The 14,265-nt window shown below is 62.4% G+C and carries 13 protein-coding genes and 1 tRNA gene; 8 read left to right on the forward strand and 6 right to left on the reverse strand.

All coding sequences use genetic code 11. The features are described 5' to 3' along the window. Positions 1-1,428, forward strand: coding sequence for a ribosome biogenesis GTPase Der (gene der / locus AC0V6T_RS11145; RefSeq protein WP_486128578.1), 1,428 nt, complete (start codon positions 1-3; stop codon positions 1,426-1,428). Beyond that, the gene (locus tag AC0V6T_RS11150; RefSeq protein WP_486126891.1) at positions 1,428-1,922 is read left to right on the forward strand and encodes a DUF2721 domain-containing protein; all 495 of its coding nucleotides are present in this window, start codon (positions 1,428-1,430) and stop codon (positions 1,920-1,922) included. The genes der and AC0V6T_RS11150 overlap by 1 nt, the downstream gene beginning before the upstream one ends. A 43-nt stretch (positions 1,923-1,965) precedes the next feature. Here AC0V6T_RS11150 and bfr read toward each other — a convergent pair whose 3' ends face one another. Further along, positions 1,966-2,469: a bacterioferritin gene (gene bfr / locus AC0V6T_RS11155; protein WP_007163185.1), complete on the reverse strand. Its 504-nt coding sequence runs from the start codon at positions 2,467-2,469 to the stop codon at positions 1,966-1,968. Positions 2,470-2,629: 160 nt separating this feature from the next. Continuing rightward, positions 2,630-2,845 carry a (2Fe-2S)-binding protein gene (locus AC0V6T_RS11160; RefSeq protein WP_486126893.1) on the reverse strand — a complete coding sequence of 72 codons (216 nt, stop codon included), beginning with the start codon at positions 2,843-2,845 and terminating at the stop codon, positions 2,630-2,632. A gap of 202 nt (positions 2,846-3,047) precedes the next feature. Between AC0V6T_RS11160 and AC0V6T_RS11165 the strand changes: the two genes are divergently transcribed. After that, entirely contained in the window at positions 3,048-3,794 is a 747-nt protein-coding gene (locus AC0V6T_RS11165) for a hypothetical protein (protein ID WP_486126895.1), read from the forward strand. Positions 3,795-3,808: 14 nt separating this feature from the next. Here the strand turns inward: AC0V6T_RS11165 and AC0V6T_RS11170 are convergent, their stop codons facing one another. Together AC0V6T_RS11170 and AC0V6T_RS11175 are read right to left on the reverse strand one after the other, a co-directional pair. Then, the gene (locus AC0V6T_RS11170; protein ID WP_486126897.1) at positions 3,809-5,101 is read right to left on the reverse strand and encodes a DUF418 domain-containing protein; all 1,293 of its coding nucleotides are present in this window, start codon (positions 5,099-5,101) and stop codon (positions 3,809-3,811) included. A 103-nt stretch (positions 5,102-5,204) separates the two neighbouring features. Beyond that, positions 5,205-6,194 carry an SPOR domain-containing protein gene (locus AC0V6T_RS11175; RefSeq protein WP_486126899.1) on the reverse strand — a complete coding sequence of 330 codons (990 nt, stop codon included), beginning with the start codon at positions 6,192-6,194 and terminating at the stop codon, positions 5,205-5,207. A 290-nt stretch (positions 6,195-6,484) separates the two neighbouring features. On the opposite strand from AC0V6T_RS11175, the gene AC0V6T_RS11180 reads away from it, so the two are divergent. The 3 genes from AC0V6T_RS11180 (at position 6,485) to AC0V6T_RS11190 (ending at position 9,387) form a co-directional block, all read left to right on the forward strand. Then, positions 6,485-7,213 (forward strand): AAA family ATPase, encoded by a 729-nt coding sequence (locus AC0V6T_RS11180; protein WP_486126901.1) that lies wholly within the window; start codon positions 6,485-6,487, stop codon positions 7,211-7,213. A 14-nt stretch (positions 7,214-7,227) separates the two neighbouring features. After that, complete coding sequence (locus tag AC0V6T_RS11185; protein WP_486126903.1) at positions 7,228-7,851, forward strand: toxin-antitoxin system HicB family antitoxin; 624 nt, start codon at positions 7,228-7,230, stop codon at positions 7,849-7,851. Between the two features lie 69 nt (positions 7,852-7,920). Then, positions 7,921-9,387, forward strand: a complete 1,467-nt coding sequence (locus tag AC0V6T_RS11190; protein ID WP_486126905.1) for an SPOR domain-containing protein — start codon at positions 7,921-7,923, stop codon at positions 9,385-9,387. A gap of 391 nt (positions 9,388-9,778) precedes the next feature. Here AC0V6T_RS11190 and AC0V6T_RS11195 read toward each other — a convergent pair whose 3' ends face one another. Together AC0V6T_RS11195 and AC0V6T_RS11200 are read right to left on the reverse strand one after the other, a co-directional pair. Next, positions 9,779-11,014, reverse strand: coding sequence for a dihydroorotase (locus tag AC0V6T_RS11195; RefSeq protein WP_486126907.1), 1,236 nt, complete (start codon positions 11,012-11,014; stop codon positions 9,779-9,781). Next, a complete protein-coding gene (locus tag AC0V6T_RS11200; RefSeq protein WP_486126909.1) occupies positions 11,011-12,039 on the reverse strand; it encodes an aspartate carbamoyltransferase catalytic subunit in 1,029 nt (342 codons plus the stop codon). Before AC0V6T_RS11200 ends, AC0V6T_RS11195 begins: the two co-directional genes overlap by 4 nt. A 132-nt stretch (positions 12,040-12,171) precedes the next feature. Here AC0V6T_RS11200 and sppA point away from each other — a divergent pair, with 132 nt between their 5' ends. Then, positions 12,172-14,061 carry a signal peptide peptidase SppA gene (gene sppA / locus AC0V6T_RS11205; RefSeq protein ID WP_486126911.1) on the forward strand — a complete coding sequence of 630 codons (1,890 nt, stop codon included), beginning with the start codon at positions 12,172-12,174 and terminating at the stop codon, positions 14,059-14,061. 106 nt (positions 14,062-14,167) lie between these two features. After that, positions 14,168-14,242, forward strand: a tRNA-Val gene (locus tag AC0V6T_RS11210). Positions 14,243-14,265 lie beyond the last annotated feature (23 nt).

Genomic DNA, 14,265 nt, shown 5'->3' on the forward strand with positions numbered 1-14,265 from the left:
ATGAAACCCCAGGTCATCATCATCGGACGCCCCAATGTGGGCAAATCGACGCTGTTCAACCGGCTCGTCGGCAAGAAACTCGCGCTGGTCGATGATCAGCCGGGCGTGACGCGCGACCGCCGCATGGGCGATGCCGAGATTGCGGGGCTGAAATTCACCATCGTCGATACCGCCGGTTGGGAAGATGAGGACGAGCTCACCTTGCCAGGACGCATGCGCAAGCAGACCGAGGCGAGCCTCGAGGGTGCTGATGCGGCGCTGTTCGTGGTCGACGCGCGCGCCGGGCTGACCCCGCTCGACGAAGAGATTGCACGGTATTTGCGCGAACATGACGTGCCGATCGTGCTGGTTGCAAACAAGGCCGAGGGATCCGCAGGCGAAAGCGGCGTGCTTGAGGCCTACTCGCTTGGCTTTGGCGAGCCGCTCGCAGTATCGGCTGAGCACGGCGAAGGCATTGCAGACCTCTTCGGTGGGCTTTGGCCGATCATCGGCGAAAAGGCCGAGGCCGCAGAAGTCGAAGACGAGATTGAAGAGAGCGAAGACGAGGACGCGCCGCTGGGCCCGCTCAAGCTCGCGATTGTCGGACGGCCCAATGCGGGTAAGTCGACGCTCATCAACCGGCTACTTGGCGAAGATCGCCTGCTGACCGGCCCCGAAGCTGGCATTACGCGCGATTCCATTGCGATCGACTGGGAATGGACGGATCCCAAGTCGGGCGAAACTCGCGAGATTCGGCTCATCGACACCGCAGGCATGCGCAAGAAGCGCAATGTGGTCGAAAAGATCGAGAAGCTCTCCGTCGCCGATGCTCGCCGCGCGGTCGACTTCGCAGAGGTCGTCGTGCTGCTGCTCGACGCGACGCAGGGGCTCGAGCACCAGGACCTCAAGATCGCATCGCTTGCGCTCGAAGAAGGCCGCGCACTGATGGTCGCCATAAACAAGTGGGACGTGGCCGAGGATGCTTCCTCCTTGTTCAACGGGATCAAGCAGGCGCTTCACGATGGGCTGGCGCAGGTGCGCGGGCTGCCGGTGCTTTCGGTGAGCGCCAAGACCGGCAAGGGCCTCGACGCCATGCTCGGCGCGGCTTTCACCTTGCGCGAAAGCTGGTCGAAGCGTGTGCCCACCGCCGCGCTCAACCGCTGGTTCGACGACGCGCTCGACGCCAATCCTCCGCCCGCACCCGGAGGCCGCCGGATCAAGCTGCGCTATATTACGCAGGCCGGCACCCGCCCGCCGCGTTTCGTAATCTTCGGATCACGCCTCGACGATTTGCCCAAGAGCTATGAGCGTTATCTGGTGAACGGCATCCGCTCGAAACTGGGTTTCGAGGCGGTGCCGGTGCGCGTGACGCTTAAATCTCCCAAGAACCCTTACAACGCCAATCGCGGTGGAGGCGGTAACTACTCCGGAGGATCGTCGAAGACCTGATGCTCGACCTCCTCCTAGCCACCAATATTGCCACAGACCTGCTTGAGCGCACCGCCGACACCCCTCGCGTCCTGCGCGCGGTGCAGCTGAGCCTCGCGCCAGCGTTCCTGCTGGTGGGCATTGGCAGCATCATGAATGTCATCATGGCGCGGGTCACTTGGATCGCCGGACGAATCGAGCGGCTGTGCGAAACATCGGACGAGCATCATACGGCAGAACAGAAGCGCGAACTCGATTGGCTGAAGCGCCGCCGGGTTCTGGCCCGCAGCGCGATCAAGTTCGCCACTGCTGCGGCTGTCGTCATCAGCATCGTCATCGCGTTGCTGTTCGTCTCCGCCTATATCGAGACGCGGCTGGGCACGATCGTTGCGGTCTTGTGGGTTACAACTGTCGTACTGCTCATCATCGGTCTGTTCTCGTTCCTTCGCGAAACGCTGATGGCGTCCGAAGGCCCGCGTGAACAGCGTTGGCGCAAGAAAAAAGGCGAAGGCTGAAGAGCCTCCGCCTTTTTCAAGCGACGCCTAAGGGCGATCTCGATTACTTGGCGCCCGCGCCGGTTTCCCCTTCGCCAGCGGGTGCACTTTGCAGCTGGTTGTAGTTCTGCAAGCCCATGCGCTCAATCATGTCGAACTGCGTTTCGAGGAAGTCGACATGCTCTTCCTCGTTGGCGAGGATGTCTTCGAACAGCTTCTCTGAGGTGTAATCGCGCACGCTCTTGGCGTATTCGGCTGCGTCACGCAGGAGCGGGATTGCCTCGTGCTCGAGCGCGAGATCGGCTTTCAGGATTTCCTCGACGCTCTCACCGACCTTCAGGTTGTGGATCGCCTGAAAGTTGGGAAGCCCTTCGAGGAACAGGATGCGCTCTGCCAGTTGGTCGGCATGGTGCATTTCCTCGATCGATTCCTTGCGCTCGTATTCGGCAAGCTTGGAGATGCCCCAGTCGGCAAGCACGCGGTAGTGCAACCAGTACTGGTTGATCGCGGTCAGCTCGTTCGTGAGCGCCTTGTTGAGATATTCGATGACTTTGGGATCGCCCTTCATGGCTCTTTTTCCTCGCACTTTGAACTTTGCGCCAGGTCAATGCACTGGCATCTGCAAGGAGGTATATAGAGCCTCACGCCGCAGGGGCGCAAGGGCGTGGTCACAATTTTTCTTTTAAAATCAGGCCCTTGCGATCCGTTCGCAATTGCGCTTCAGAAACTTATAATGCGACTTTCTCGCATTCCCTGCGCGCTGGATCGAGGCTCGCAACAAGGGCGCGTTCCTGCTCCAGAATTTCGCCAGCCTTTGCAAGGCATTGGCCGCAGTTCGGACGTTTGCCGAGTGATGCATAGGTCGCCTCAGCGTCGCCGCCGCTCGTCAAAGCGGCCGCACGAAGGTCGGTTTCCCGGATGGCATTGCAAATGCAGATGTACATGACGGCGCGAATCTCTCCTGCGAGGCGTTTGCAAAAAGGAATATATGCAACTCTTTCGCAATAGCAAGCGTCATTCGCTCGAAAATCGACCACGCGGCCCGGATGCCTGCCACGCGCTTTTGCAATTGCCCCGTAGCGCCGCTCGGCTAGACTAGCCCGGTGGCGGCCATGGCGAGCCGTTGCACTTTTGGGATCAGGGGTCGTGACGCGCAGCCGAAACAGCAAATGGCACCCTTGCAGCAAGGCCCCTTTCGTCGCGCTCGCGCTCGCGCTGGCAGCATGTTCTGCCCCGCCTGATAGCGAACGCGCCGCGATCGAGGCGAGCATCCTGAGCACACCGGGTCAGGAAGAATTGTGGCGCACGATCCTCGAGGAATATCCCGACGACTTCGCCGCACTGGTGAGCGAAATCGAAACCCTCGACCCACAACAGCGCAGCGACGAGGCCGTGGTTGAGCAGGTCGGCGCCCGCTGGCTTCAGACCTTTTTTGAACGTGTCGCGCCCGATGCGGTGCGTGCTCCTTCTGGACAATTGCTCGCCTGGAGCAAGGCCGAGCATGCGCTCTACAAGAGCCTCCAAAGCGCAGCGACGCCGCAATGCGCACAGCTCACGATGGGGGAGTGGATCACCATTGACCCTGACAACCTCGAAGCGACCTCGGCAATCGCGCGAAGAAATGCCGCGATGGTGCGCGCGGCGTCAGCTGGCAGACAGATGCCATCCGACTATGCCGACCCGAACGAGCAGGACCTCCAGCAATTTGGCAACGCGATTGCAGCGACCGGGCTTGCCCCGCCGCTGCAGGCCGCCTTGGGCTCGACCGAGCAGATGGAAGCGCTCACCACGACGCAGCAATGCGCGATAGGAGTGGCCGTGTTCGAAGCACTTACCGCTTTACCGGACGAAGAGGAGCCTGTGATGGCCGCCTACATGCTCGCCCCGGAATAGGGCTGTGTCGCCCGTTATCGCTTGAGGGCGAAGAGCTGGCGATAGGTGAGGCAGCGCCACAGCCATTCCAGCGGACCATAGCGATAACGATCAAGCCACGGCTTCGACCATGCCAGCATCAGGACCCATGTGAGAGCGGTGACGAGATACAATTGCGGGCGATTGAGCTCACCGAACAGCCCCAGCGCCCAGCCGTGAAACACGAAGAGCATTACGATCGACGTGCCGAGGTAATTCGTGAAAGCCGCCCTGCCCGCGGCTCGAACGCGCTCCGCAAGCCACCCGGTCCATGCGGGCGAATAGGTGACGAGCAGCGCCGCCAGCCCCAGCACCATCGCGAGACGCGGCAGAGGGCTCCAGCCGAGAAACGCGGCGTTTCCGGCGTAGAATGTAAAGCCGGCCTGTTTGACGATCAGGCCAAGTCCGAGATGAGCGAGGCCCCCGCCAATCACGCCTATCCAACCCCACATGACCATCTTCGATCGATTGAACGCGCCGCTGAAGAAGCCGAGGCGATAAAGCGCCATGCCAAGCAGCATGAGCGGAAATGTTTCGAAGAAGAACAGCGCCGGATTGGCTAGGACCATCGCTCCTTCTTCGCTCACGCGGCGCTCGACGAAGGCGCCATAATCACCAGACTGCTTGATCTCGGTCATCTCGGCATCGTCTTCGAGAGCAGCGGTGATACCCTCTTCCATCGCTCCGCGCGCTTCGGCCATTTCGGGCATGTCACCCACCGAAGTATCAACGACCAGATAAGGGAAGGAAAACATCGCAAGATACAAAAGCGCGCCGAAGAAATAACCGACGAGGCCGACGACAAGCTGCGATTTGACCGTCCAGCGCATACACGCGACCGCGATGAAGCCGATCAGCGCGTACATGGCGAGGATGTCTCCGATCCAGATGAAGAAGAAGTGGATCAGGCCGAAAATCAGCAGGATGAACAATCGCCACAATTGCAGCTTGCGCGTCCCCCCGCGTGCCCAGGTCCGCTCCATGAACAGGTACATGCCTGCACCGAACAGGATCGTGAAAAGGCCGCGCATCTTGCCATCGACGAGGATGAACTGCGCAATCCACATCCAGCCGCCCGGATCGCCTGCTCCGCCGATGAAGGCCTCTGGGTAGATGTAAGCGTTGAAGGGCTGGCCAAAGGCGACGATGTTGGCCGCGAGGATCCCCATGACCGCGATCCCGCGGATGAAGTCGAGGCTCGAAATTCTCTCGCTGGTTTTTACCGGTGCCTGGTCCGTGCTGGCTTCGTCGGAAAAGACTTCCGGCCCCGCCGCTATCGCGTCACTCATTTGCGTTACCCCTGATCCCTAAGGTGCCGCATCGTAGCAGCCTCGCGGATCAGGGAAAGCGTCCAGGCAAATTGCCTGTGATCATTGCAGTGGAGTGTGGCTTTTAGCTGTTGCCAGCGACGATGCAGCCCTGGCCCTGACGCTTGAGCGCATCGCAAGCGGACTGCGCTGCGGAGCGGCTGGAAAAGCCGACGGCCTGGAGCCGAGTGACATTGCCGCCCGGGACCAGAGCCTTGCGCGTACCGGACAATGCCGGATTGCTCGACACCTGAGACCAGAGCCGGTCGGCATTACTCGGAACGCCGAATGCGCCGAGCTGCACGCGCCAATTGCCCGAAGGCCGCGGATATGCGGATACGGGGGTCGGCACCGCGGGTTGCTGAGCAGCAACGCGCGTTGGCGCCGGCGACGGTGCTGGCTGAACCGGCTGCTGTGTCGTTGTCGCTACCTGAGGAACGGCTCGTGCGGGGCTCGGCATCGCGGCAGGCGCATTTGCTGGTGGGGCCGGACGCGAGCCCAGATCAACCGCCGCAAGCTGAGCGCTGCGGCGCGCCTGCGCATCTTCTTCAAGCTGACGGGCCAGCAACTGAGCGCGCTGGCGCTGGGTCAGTGGGATGTAACTATCCATCTGCTGAAGCGCATTGCTCGCCTGCGGGAGGCCCGAACCGTTGGAAAGCGTTATCAGCGCATAGGCGCGCACCCAATCCTTCTGCGCATAATCTGCATTGAAATGCGCAAGGCCCAGCACATACTGCGCACGCGGATCACCGCGATCGGCAGCGGCACGGATTAGCGGCATCGCGGTGTCCTGCTCGCCCTGTTGGAACAGCAGGAGCCCGTAATTGTCAGCCGCCTGCACGTGGCCCTTCTCGGCGGCCTCTGCATAAAGCTGGCGCGCACGGGAAATGTCGGCATTGACCCCGCGACCGAGACGATAAGCCTGCGCGAGATTGAAGATCGCATCGGCATCGCCGTTTTGAGCGGGGACACGCCATTCGGCGACTGCGGCGTCGTAATCGCCCGCGCTCCAGGCATCGACTCCGGCTTTCACATCGGCAGCTGCGGGCGCCGCAAAAAGTGCGAGCGCTGCCATGGGGGCCGCGACAAAGAGCGATTTGAAAAGGCTACGATTTACCATCTTAACTGAACTCCACGGTGTGCACCACGTGTGGGCGATCTGGATACAACGGCGTCGTTCTTAACCAAATAATGGTTAGCATATCGTTGACCACGCCCTCGGGCCTTTGCGCGCGATCCGCTCAATCCTGCGGGGTTCGGCAAGGGCCACGTTGTTAACCCAAAATTAGGGGTAGTCTGCGATCCATCCTCTTCAAGTGTCGCATTTGGGCGGCGCAGATGGTCACAAACCAGGGGGACCGAGCGTTGCGTGTACTCGCTTTGGCATCGCAGAAGGGCGGATCAGGGAAGACAACCCTTTCCGGACATTTGGCTGTACAGGCTCAGCGCGCTGGCGCCGGTCCGGTCGTACTTATTGATATCGACCCGCAAGGCTCGCTCGCCGATTGGTGGAACGAGCGCGAGGCGGAATATCCGGCATTTGCGCAGACCACCGTGTCGCGTCTTGCTAACGATCTCGCCGTTCTGCGTCAGCAGGGCTTCAAGCTTGCAGTGATCGACACGCCGCCAGCCATCACCATGGCGATCCAGTCGGTGATCGGTGTGGCAGAGCTTATCGTCGTCCCTACCCGCCCCAGCCCGCACGATCTGCGCGCTGTTGGCGCAACGGTCGACCTGTGCGAGCGTGCCGGCAAGCCGCTGGTCTTCGTGGTCAACGCCGCGACGCCCAAGGCAAAGATCACGTCAGAGGCAGCCGTCGCGCTTTCGCAGCACGGCACCGTTGCCCCGATCACGCTTCACCACCGCACCGATTTCGCCGCCTCGATGATCGATGGCCGCACGGTCATGGAAGTCGAGCCCGAAGGCCGCTCCGCAGCCGAAATCACGGCGCTGTGGAAGTACATTTCCGATCGACTCGAAAAGAATTTCCGCCGCACGGTCTTTGCAGCACCGGGCACCGGCCACGGCGCAATGAATTCGCAAGGCGGCATGCATCGTCCCGGTGGCGGCTTCGGTCGCCGGGTGGCCCAGTAAGGGAGCGCTGAGCGATGTCCGAAGCCAGCTTCGCCTCGCTTGGACCGACTTTGCTCGCACGCAAGGGTGGAGCAAAGCCCGCCATGCGTCCGCAACTCGCCCCCCTTCCCGAGATGGTCGAGCCTGAACAGCTCGAAGATCTGGGCTGGAACGACATGGGCCAAGATGACGGCGACGCATCGCAGGACGGTGCGAACATCGTCTCGATCAACCCCGCGGCAGCACCTGACGCGGAAGCCAAGGCAGACAACGACGTCGAGAGCCCACTCGTCCACCGTCAGCAGCGCGATCTCGCGGACCGGATCCTCGCGGATGCGGCGACCGGCAGTGTCCGTGAAGAGACCATTGAAGAATCGATGGTTGAGCAGGCACCTGCCAAGGCGCCAGTCAAACTCAAGGCTGCCAAGCCCAAGGCTAAAGCCAGGAAGCCGAAAGCCAGCGCCCGCCGCGCAGCCTTTACCCTGCGTCTCGACACCGAACGTCATCTCAAGCTTCGTCTTGCTGCGACCATGCAGGGTGTGAGCGCGCAATCGCTCGTCACTCAGGCGCTCGATTCGATGCTGTCGGAAATCGAAGACCTCGATGCCCTCGCCCAGAAGATGGGCAAGCAAATGGGCACGCAGCTCAAGACAACCTGATTTTTCAACGAAGACCCAACCCATTCAACCAAGCCGCAGACAAACATGGTTAAATTGAAGGAAACCAACATGGCCAGCCGTAACCAAGCATTTACCGAAAGCGCCTCAAGCGGCCGCAAGCTCGGCCTCTTTGTCAGCACCGCGCTGGCCAGTTTTGCTTTGGCAAGCTGCGCCGGGACCGCGCCACCTGCACAGGCGTCCTTCGCCAAGGCTCAGGCTGCGCTGGAAGCGGGCAAGGTCGATCATGCTATCACGCATGCCGAGGCTGCCGTTCTCGCCGAACCGCGCAATCCGGGCTATCGTGCGATGCTTGGCGCAGCCTATCTTGAAGCCGGTCGATTCCAGTCTGCAGCGACCGCATTTGGCGAATCGATCGAGCTTGGCGAAAGCGATCCGCGCACCGTCCTCAGCTATGCGCTGGCAAAGGTCGCAACCGGCGGAAACAGCGCAGCCCTTGCCCAGCTTTCGGCTTTCGAAGACGGCATTCCGCCCGCTGATCTTGGTCTAGCGCTTGCGCTTGCAGGGCAACCGGATCGCGGTGTGCAATATCTCATCAATGCCGTGCGTCAGGGCCACAACAGCCCGAAGGCTCGCCAGAATCTCGCTTACGCCTATGCACTCGCTGGCAACTGGCCCGCAGCGCGCGTGATGGCGGCAGAGGACGTGCCGGTTGACCAGATCGAAGCTCGCATGGCTGAATGGGCAGAGACGGCTCGTCCGGAAGATTATCAGGTGCGCGTGGCCACGTTGCTTGGCGTAACCCCGGCTTACGACACCGGTCTTCCGCAGAGCCTTGCCCTGTCGAACTTCCCGGCCATGGCGACCATGGTTGCCGAAGCCGAGGAACAAGGCGATTTTGAAGTTGTCGAAACCGAAGAAGCACCTGTCGCGGTCGCCTCAGCCGAGCCTGCCAGCGACGTGCCGCTGCCCTTCGGTATCGCGGGGATCGACACCGTAAGTTTCGAAAGCGATCCGGTCGTGCAGTCGGTTGATCCCGATGAGGCAGCAGCCGCTCCGGTCCGCGTGGCAGAGGCTCCCAAGCCCGCTCCTTCGCCGACCACCGCCGCTCCTGCGCCGGTCCGCATGCCTGCGGTCGCAGCAGCGCCGTCACGCGGTGCGCCGCGCTTCGTATCGAACGCGGTTGTCCAGAACGTTCCAGCCGCAGCTGAGCGCACGCCCGCGCGCGCTCCACAGGCAGCGCCCGCTCCGCAGCAGCGCCGCATGGCGGTTGCCAGCGGTTCGGCAGCCACTCACCTCGTCCAGCTTGGCGCATTCGACAGCCGCCAGGTTGCCGAGAACAAGTGGGCGCAGTTCCAGCGCCGCTATCCCGACCTCAAGGGCCGCGACGTCGTGATCACCGAGGCGCTGGTCAATGGCCGCACCTACTTCCGCGTGGCTGCCGCCGGTTTCGGTTCGCGCAGCGCCCGCTCGATGTGCAACACGCTCAAGGCAGGCGGCACCGGCTGCTTTGCTTACTCCGCATCGAACCCGCCAGCAGGCGCGGTCGATCGCGGCGTGCGGATCGCCGCTCGCTAAAAGATTTTTCCCATCCTCTCTTGATTGAGAGCTTCAGCGAAACTTGCCCTCGGAGCCTTCGGGCTCCGGGGGTGATTTTTGTGCGGCCGCGGAACTAGGCGCTTCGACACCAGCGGTGTCGCAAGGGCGACCGCCCGTCCACAGGCGCCCGTAGCGAAGCGAAGGAACAGCGCCGAGGATGATCGCCCGGATGGGCGATCTCAGAGCATGAACGCTGGTTTTCCTACTCTGCGCCCGATCTGTACAAGACAGCCCATCACGCAGCGCCAATCGCGGGAAATCGAAAGCTGACCGAAAAGTCACACCTCCTACAAACATTGTGCCTTTATATCAGAAGCTTACTTCCAATCCCGTTTTTCCAAACCACCCACTTGCGTGGTCCAACCGCAGCTCAAAGCTCTACCAAAACACCGCCCTTGATAAGCGCCCTCACCCGGCCTTGCGCACCCTGGCGGTCGAAGGGCGTGTTGTCGGCGGTGGCTTCCATCTTGGTTCGGTCGACAAACCAGGGTGCGTCAGGATCGATCACCGCGACATCGGCTTCGCTTCCGACCTCTAACGCTCCCGCCTCAACGCCAAGCAGCTTTGCCGGATTGGCGGCGAGCAGGTCGAAGGCGCGGCCCAGGTCGATCACCTCATCGCGCACCAGCCCCAGCACCATCGCGAGCAGCGTCTCTGCCCCCGCCATGCCGGGCGCCGCATCGGCGAAGGGGAGCCGCTTGTCCTCTGGCCCTCGCGGATCGTGGCCGCTCGAGATGATATCGACCGTCCCGTCTGCAATCGCAGCGCGCGCGGCCTGGCGGTCGGCCTCGCTGCGCAAGGGCGGAGAGAGACGCGTGAAGGTGCGGAAGTCGGCTGTTGCGAGGTCGGAGAGCATGAAATGCGCAGGCGTGATCCCACACGTGACGCTCACGCCGCGCGACTTGGCTGCGCGCACAAGGTCGAAGCCCGCTGCCGTAGTGACCTGTCGGAAGTGCACCCTCGCCCCGCTCATCTCGGCAATCGCGATGTCGCGGGCAAGCGCCAGCGTCTCTGCCTCGGCAGGTGCGCTCGGCAAGCCGAGCCGCGTTGCGACCTCGCCAGCCGTGGCGGCGGATTCGCCTGCAATCCCGCTGTCCTCGGCATGGGCGACCACGACGAGGCCCAGCATCGCGGCGTACTGGCACAGGCGCAGCATGACGCCGCTGTCTGCGATCCACTTGCGCCCGGTAGCCACGCCGCGCGCGCCCGCATCGCGCATCAACGCAATCTCGGCGAGTTCGGCCCCTTCGAGCCCGCGTGTCGCGGCGGCAAGCGGATGAACCCACAGATCGGGCTTCCCGCTCTTGGCGATGTAATTGACCCGGCTCGGGTAATCGAGCGGCGGGAACTGGTCGGGCATCAGCGCTGCGCGCGTAATGCCGCCGAAATGGAAGGCGGGCTTGTCGACCGCGAATACGCCGAAATCGACGATGCCGGGCGCGACGAGCTTGCCTTTGGCGTCGAGCACTTCGTCGCCCTCATGCGCGCTGACGTCGGCGCCAACAGCCTCGATCAAGCCATCGGCCAGCCGGATGGCTCGGTCCTCAACGCCGCCGGAGGTGACAATCTTGCCATTGACGATGGTAATTGGCCGCGCCTGCTTCATGACCAGCCCTCCACACCGCGCGCGCTTCGCGTCAGCACGTCGAGGCAGGCCATGCGGATCGCGACCCCCATCTCCACCTGGCTGGTGATGATCGAACGGTCGAGCATGTCAGCGACCTCGCTGTCGATCTCGACCCCGCGGTTCATGGGGCCCGGATGCATGACCAGTGCGTCCGGCGCAGCGCGTTTCAGCCGCTCCTTGGTGAGGCCGTAGAGATGGTGATACTCCCGCGCCGAGGGGATGAACTGCCCCGCCATGCGCTCAGACTGCAGCCGCAGCATCATGACCACATCGCTGCCCTCAAGCGCGGCGTCGAAATCGTGAAACGGCTCGGCGCCCATCGCCTCGACCCCTTGCGGCATCAGGGCTGGCGGAGAGCACAGGCGCACGCTTGCCCCCATCGCCTGCAGGCACAGGATATTGGAGCGCGCAACGCGGCTGTGCAGGATGTCGCCGCAGATCGTTATGGTGAGACCGGTAAAGTCAGCGTGAGCATCGCGGCTTCCCCGCCCTTGCTGCGCCAGAGCCTCGCGCAAGGCCAATGCGTCGAGCAGTCCTTGCGTCGGGTGTTCGTGCTGTCCATCGCCTGCATTGAGGACCGGGCAATCGACCTTGTCCGCGATCAGCTGCGTCGCCCCGCTCGACCCGTGGCGGATCACGATCGCATCGGCGCGCATAGCGTTCAATGTGATCGCGGTGTCGATCAGCGTCTCGCCCTTCTTCACGCTCGACTGCGCGGCATGCATATTGACGACGTCCGCACCCAGCCGCTTGCCCGCAATCTCAAAAGACAGGAGCGTGCGGGTCGAGTTCTCGAAGAATGCGTTGATGATGGTGAGACCGGAAAGGAGCTCCGTGTGCTTCGTGCGCTGCCGGTTCAGCTCAACCCACTGTGCCGCCTGATCGAGCAGGTAGAGGATCTCATGCCGTTCAAGCTGGCCGATACCGGTGAGATCGCGATGCGGAAAGGCGAGCCGACCCGCGGGAAAGCGGTCAGCTGCGCTCGAAGTTGGCGTGTTGTCCATCAAAGCCACGCCCTTAGTCGAGTGCTATCGAACGCTCAACCCATCACGCATGCGGTTCCCCATGGAACTTTGCGTCCATCCAGCCTACCTCAGTCGTAACTGGGACACTCAAGACAGGGAAACGCAGACGCAATGAGCTTTATCGGCAAGGCATGGAAAGTCATCGTCGGGATCAAGGACGCGATGGTCATCGTGTTCCTCCTGCTGTTCTTCCTCGCCCTCTTCAGCATCCTGTCGGCCACTCCCAATCCCGGCCAGGTGCGCGAAGGCGCGCTTTACATCGACATGTCAGGATACGTCGTCGAGGAACGTGCTGCGGTCGATCCCGTGGCAACGTTACTCAGTGGCCGTGCGCCGCCTGTAGAACTGCAGGCGCGCGACCTTGTCCGTGCACTCGACGCAGCAGCGGGCGATGATCGCATCAAGGCGGTCGTTATGGACATGAGCGCCTTCGTCGGCGGCGGTCAGGTGCACATGCAAGCTATCGGCGAAGCGATGGACCGCGTGCGCAAAGCAGACAAACCCGTGCTCACTTACGCGGTCGCTTATGGCGATGACCACATGCACCTTGCAGCGCATGCGAGCGAAGTGTGGGCCGATCCGCTGGGCGGGGCGATCATCGCAGGTCCGGGCGGCGCAAACCTCTATTACGCAGAATTGCTCGACAAGCTCAGCATCAACACCCGCGTCTATCGCGTGGGCGAGTTCAAGTCGGCGGTCGAACCCTACATCCTCAATGGCCCTTCCGACGCAGCACGCGACAACCGCGAGGCGCTTTACGGCGCGCTGTGGGAAGAATGGCAGGCAAACGTGAAGAAGGCCCGCCCCTCGCTCGACCTCGAGCGTGTCATTGGCGATCCTGTCGCGTGGATTGAAGCATCGTCAGGTGACCTTGCCGAAGCTGCTCTCGAAGCGGGGCTGGTCGACAACCTCGGGGACTCCGTCGAGTTCGGCACCCGCGTTGCGGAGATCGTCGGCGAAGATACCTCGACCAAGAAACCGGGCACGTATGCCAAGAGTGACCTTCGCCCCTTCCTTGCCGATATCGGCAATGGCGGCTCGAGCGGAGAGATCGCGGTCGTGACCGTCGCAGGGACCATCGTTGATGGCGACGCAGGCCCCGGCGCAGCAGGCGGCGCTCGGATTTCGGGTCTTCTCAACGAAGCGCTCGCCAAGGACGATATCAAGGGTCTTGTGTTGCGGGTGAATTCGCCCGGTGGCTCGGTCCTCGCGTCCGAAGAAATCCGCCGCGCGGTTCAGCGTTTCCGTGACAAGGACATCCCCGTCGCCGTGTCCTTCGGCAACGTCGCTGCGAGCGGTGGCTACTGGGTCGCAACGTCGAGCGACCGTATCTTCGCGCAGCCCGAGACGATCACTGGTTCCATCGGTGTCTTCGCCGTTATCCCGACCTTCGAGGACGCAGCCGCAGAGATCGGTGTCAATGCAGAAGGTTTTCGCACCACGCCGCTGTCGGGTCAGCCCGACATCATCGCTGGCCTCTCATCCGAGGTCGATGCGATCCTTCAAGCGGGCGTTACGGATACTTACAACGACTTCCTCACCCGCGTAGCCGAAGCGCGCGGACTGACTGTCGAGCAGGTCGATACCATGGCGCAGGGCCGGGTTTGGGACGGCGGCACTGCGCGCCAGCTTGGTCTCGTCGACCAGTTCGGCGGGCTTCAGGACGCGATAAACTGGGTGGCCGAGAAAGCCGAACTGGAAGAAGGATCGTGGAGCGCGCGTTTCCTCGGCTCGCAGGAAGCCAGCTACGATTCCCTCATTCGCCAGCTGATGACCGACACGTCAGCGCCTGCAGCGAATTTCGGCTCGGGCGATCTATTCTCGCTCGCCGCACAGCAGCGTGAGGCGCTTTTGAGCCAGATCACGCGCGATGCTCAGCTGCTTGCCGGGACACGAGGCGTACAAGCCTATTGCCTCGAATGCCCGAGCGAAGCGCGGCCCATGACATTGCGCGAGCGAGGCAGCTTGTTTGAGCTCGTTGGAGCGTGGCTGGGCCGCTAGGGTCGGCAGGCCGAAGCGCGCCAAAGTGAAGCTTGCAATAGCGCCTGCGCCACAGTAAACGCCCGCCCCTGTCCAAGCGGTTTCACCAGCCCGCTCAAGCACGGACGGGCGCGTAGCTCAGTGGTAGAGCACACCCTTCACACGGGTGGGGTCGCAAGTTCAATCCTTGCCGCGCCCACCATATTTTCAGTGACTTAACCGATA

The sequence above is a fragment of the Erythrobacter sp. S158 genome (assembly GCF_057364915.1).

What these genes read in the sequence shown, in the direction of transcription:
- der (WP_486128578.1), top strand. Translation starts at nt 1, where the DNA reads ATGAAACCCCAGGTCATCATCATCGGACGCCCCAATGTGGGCAAATCG.
- AC0V6T_RS11150 (WP_486126891.1), top strand. Translation starts at nt 1,428, where the DNA reads ATGCTCGACCTCCTCCTAGCCACCAATATTGCCACAGACCTGCTTGAG.
- bfr (WP_007163185.1), bottom strand. Translation starts at nt 2,469, where the DNA reads ATGAAGGGCGATCCCAAAGTCATCGAATATCTCAACAAGGCGCTCACG.
- AC0V6T_RS11160 (WP_486126893.1), bottom strand. Translation starts at nt 2,845, where the DNA reads ATGTACATCTGCATTTGCAATGCCATCCGGGAAACCGACCTTCGTGCG.
- AC0V6T_RS11170 (WP_486126897.1), bottom strand. Translation starts at nt 5,101, where the DNA reads ATGAGTGACGCGATAGCGGCGGGGCCGGAAGTCTTTTCCGACGAAGCC.
- AC0V6T_RS11175 (WP_486126899.1), bottom strand. Translation starts at nt 6,194, where the DNA reads ATGGCAGCGCTCGCACTTTTTGCGGCGCCCGCAGCTGCCGATGTGAAA.
- AC0V6T_RS11185 (WP_486126903.1), top strand. Translation starts at nt 7,228, where the DNA reads ATGTCCGAAGCCAGCTTCGCCTCGCTTGGACCGACTTTGCTCGCACGC.
- AC0V6T_RS11190 (WP_486126905.1), top strand. Translation starts at nt 7,921, where the DNA reads ATGGCCAGCCGTAACCAAGCATTTACCGAAAGCGCCTCAAGCGGCCGC.
- AC0V6T_RS11195 (WP_486126907.1), bottom strand. Translation starts at nt 11,014, where the DNA reads ATGAAGCAGGCGCGGCCAATTACCATCGTCAATGGCAAGATTGTCACC.
- AC0V6T_RS11200 (WP_486126909.1), bottom strand. Translation starts at nt 12,039, where the DNA reads ATGGACAACACGCCAACTTCGAGCGCAGCTGACCGCTTTCCCGCGGGT.
- sppA (WP_486126911.1), top strand. Translation starts at nt 12,172, where the DNA reads ATGAGCTTTATCGGCAAGGCATGGAAAGTCATCGTCGGGATCAAGGAC.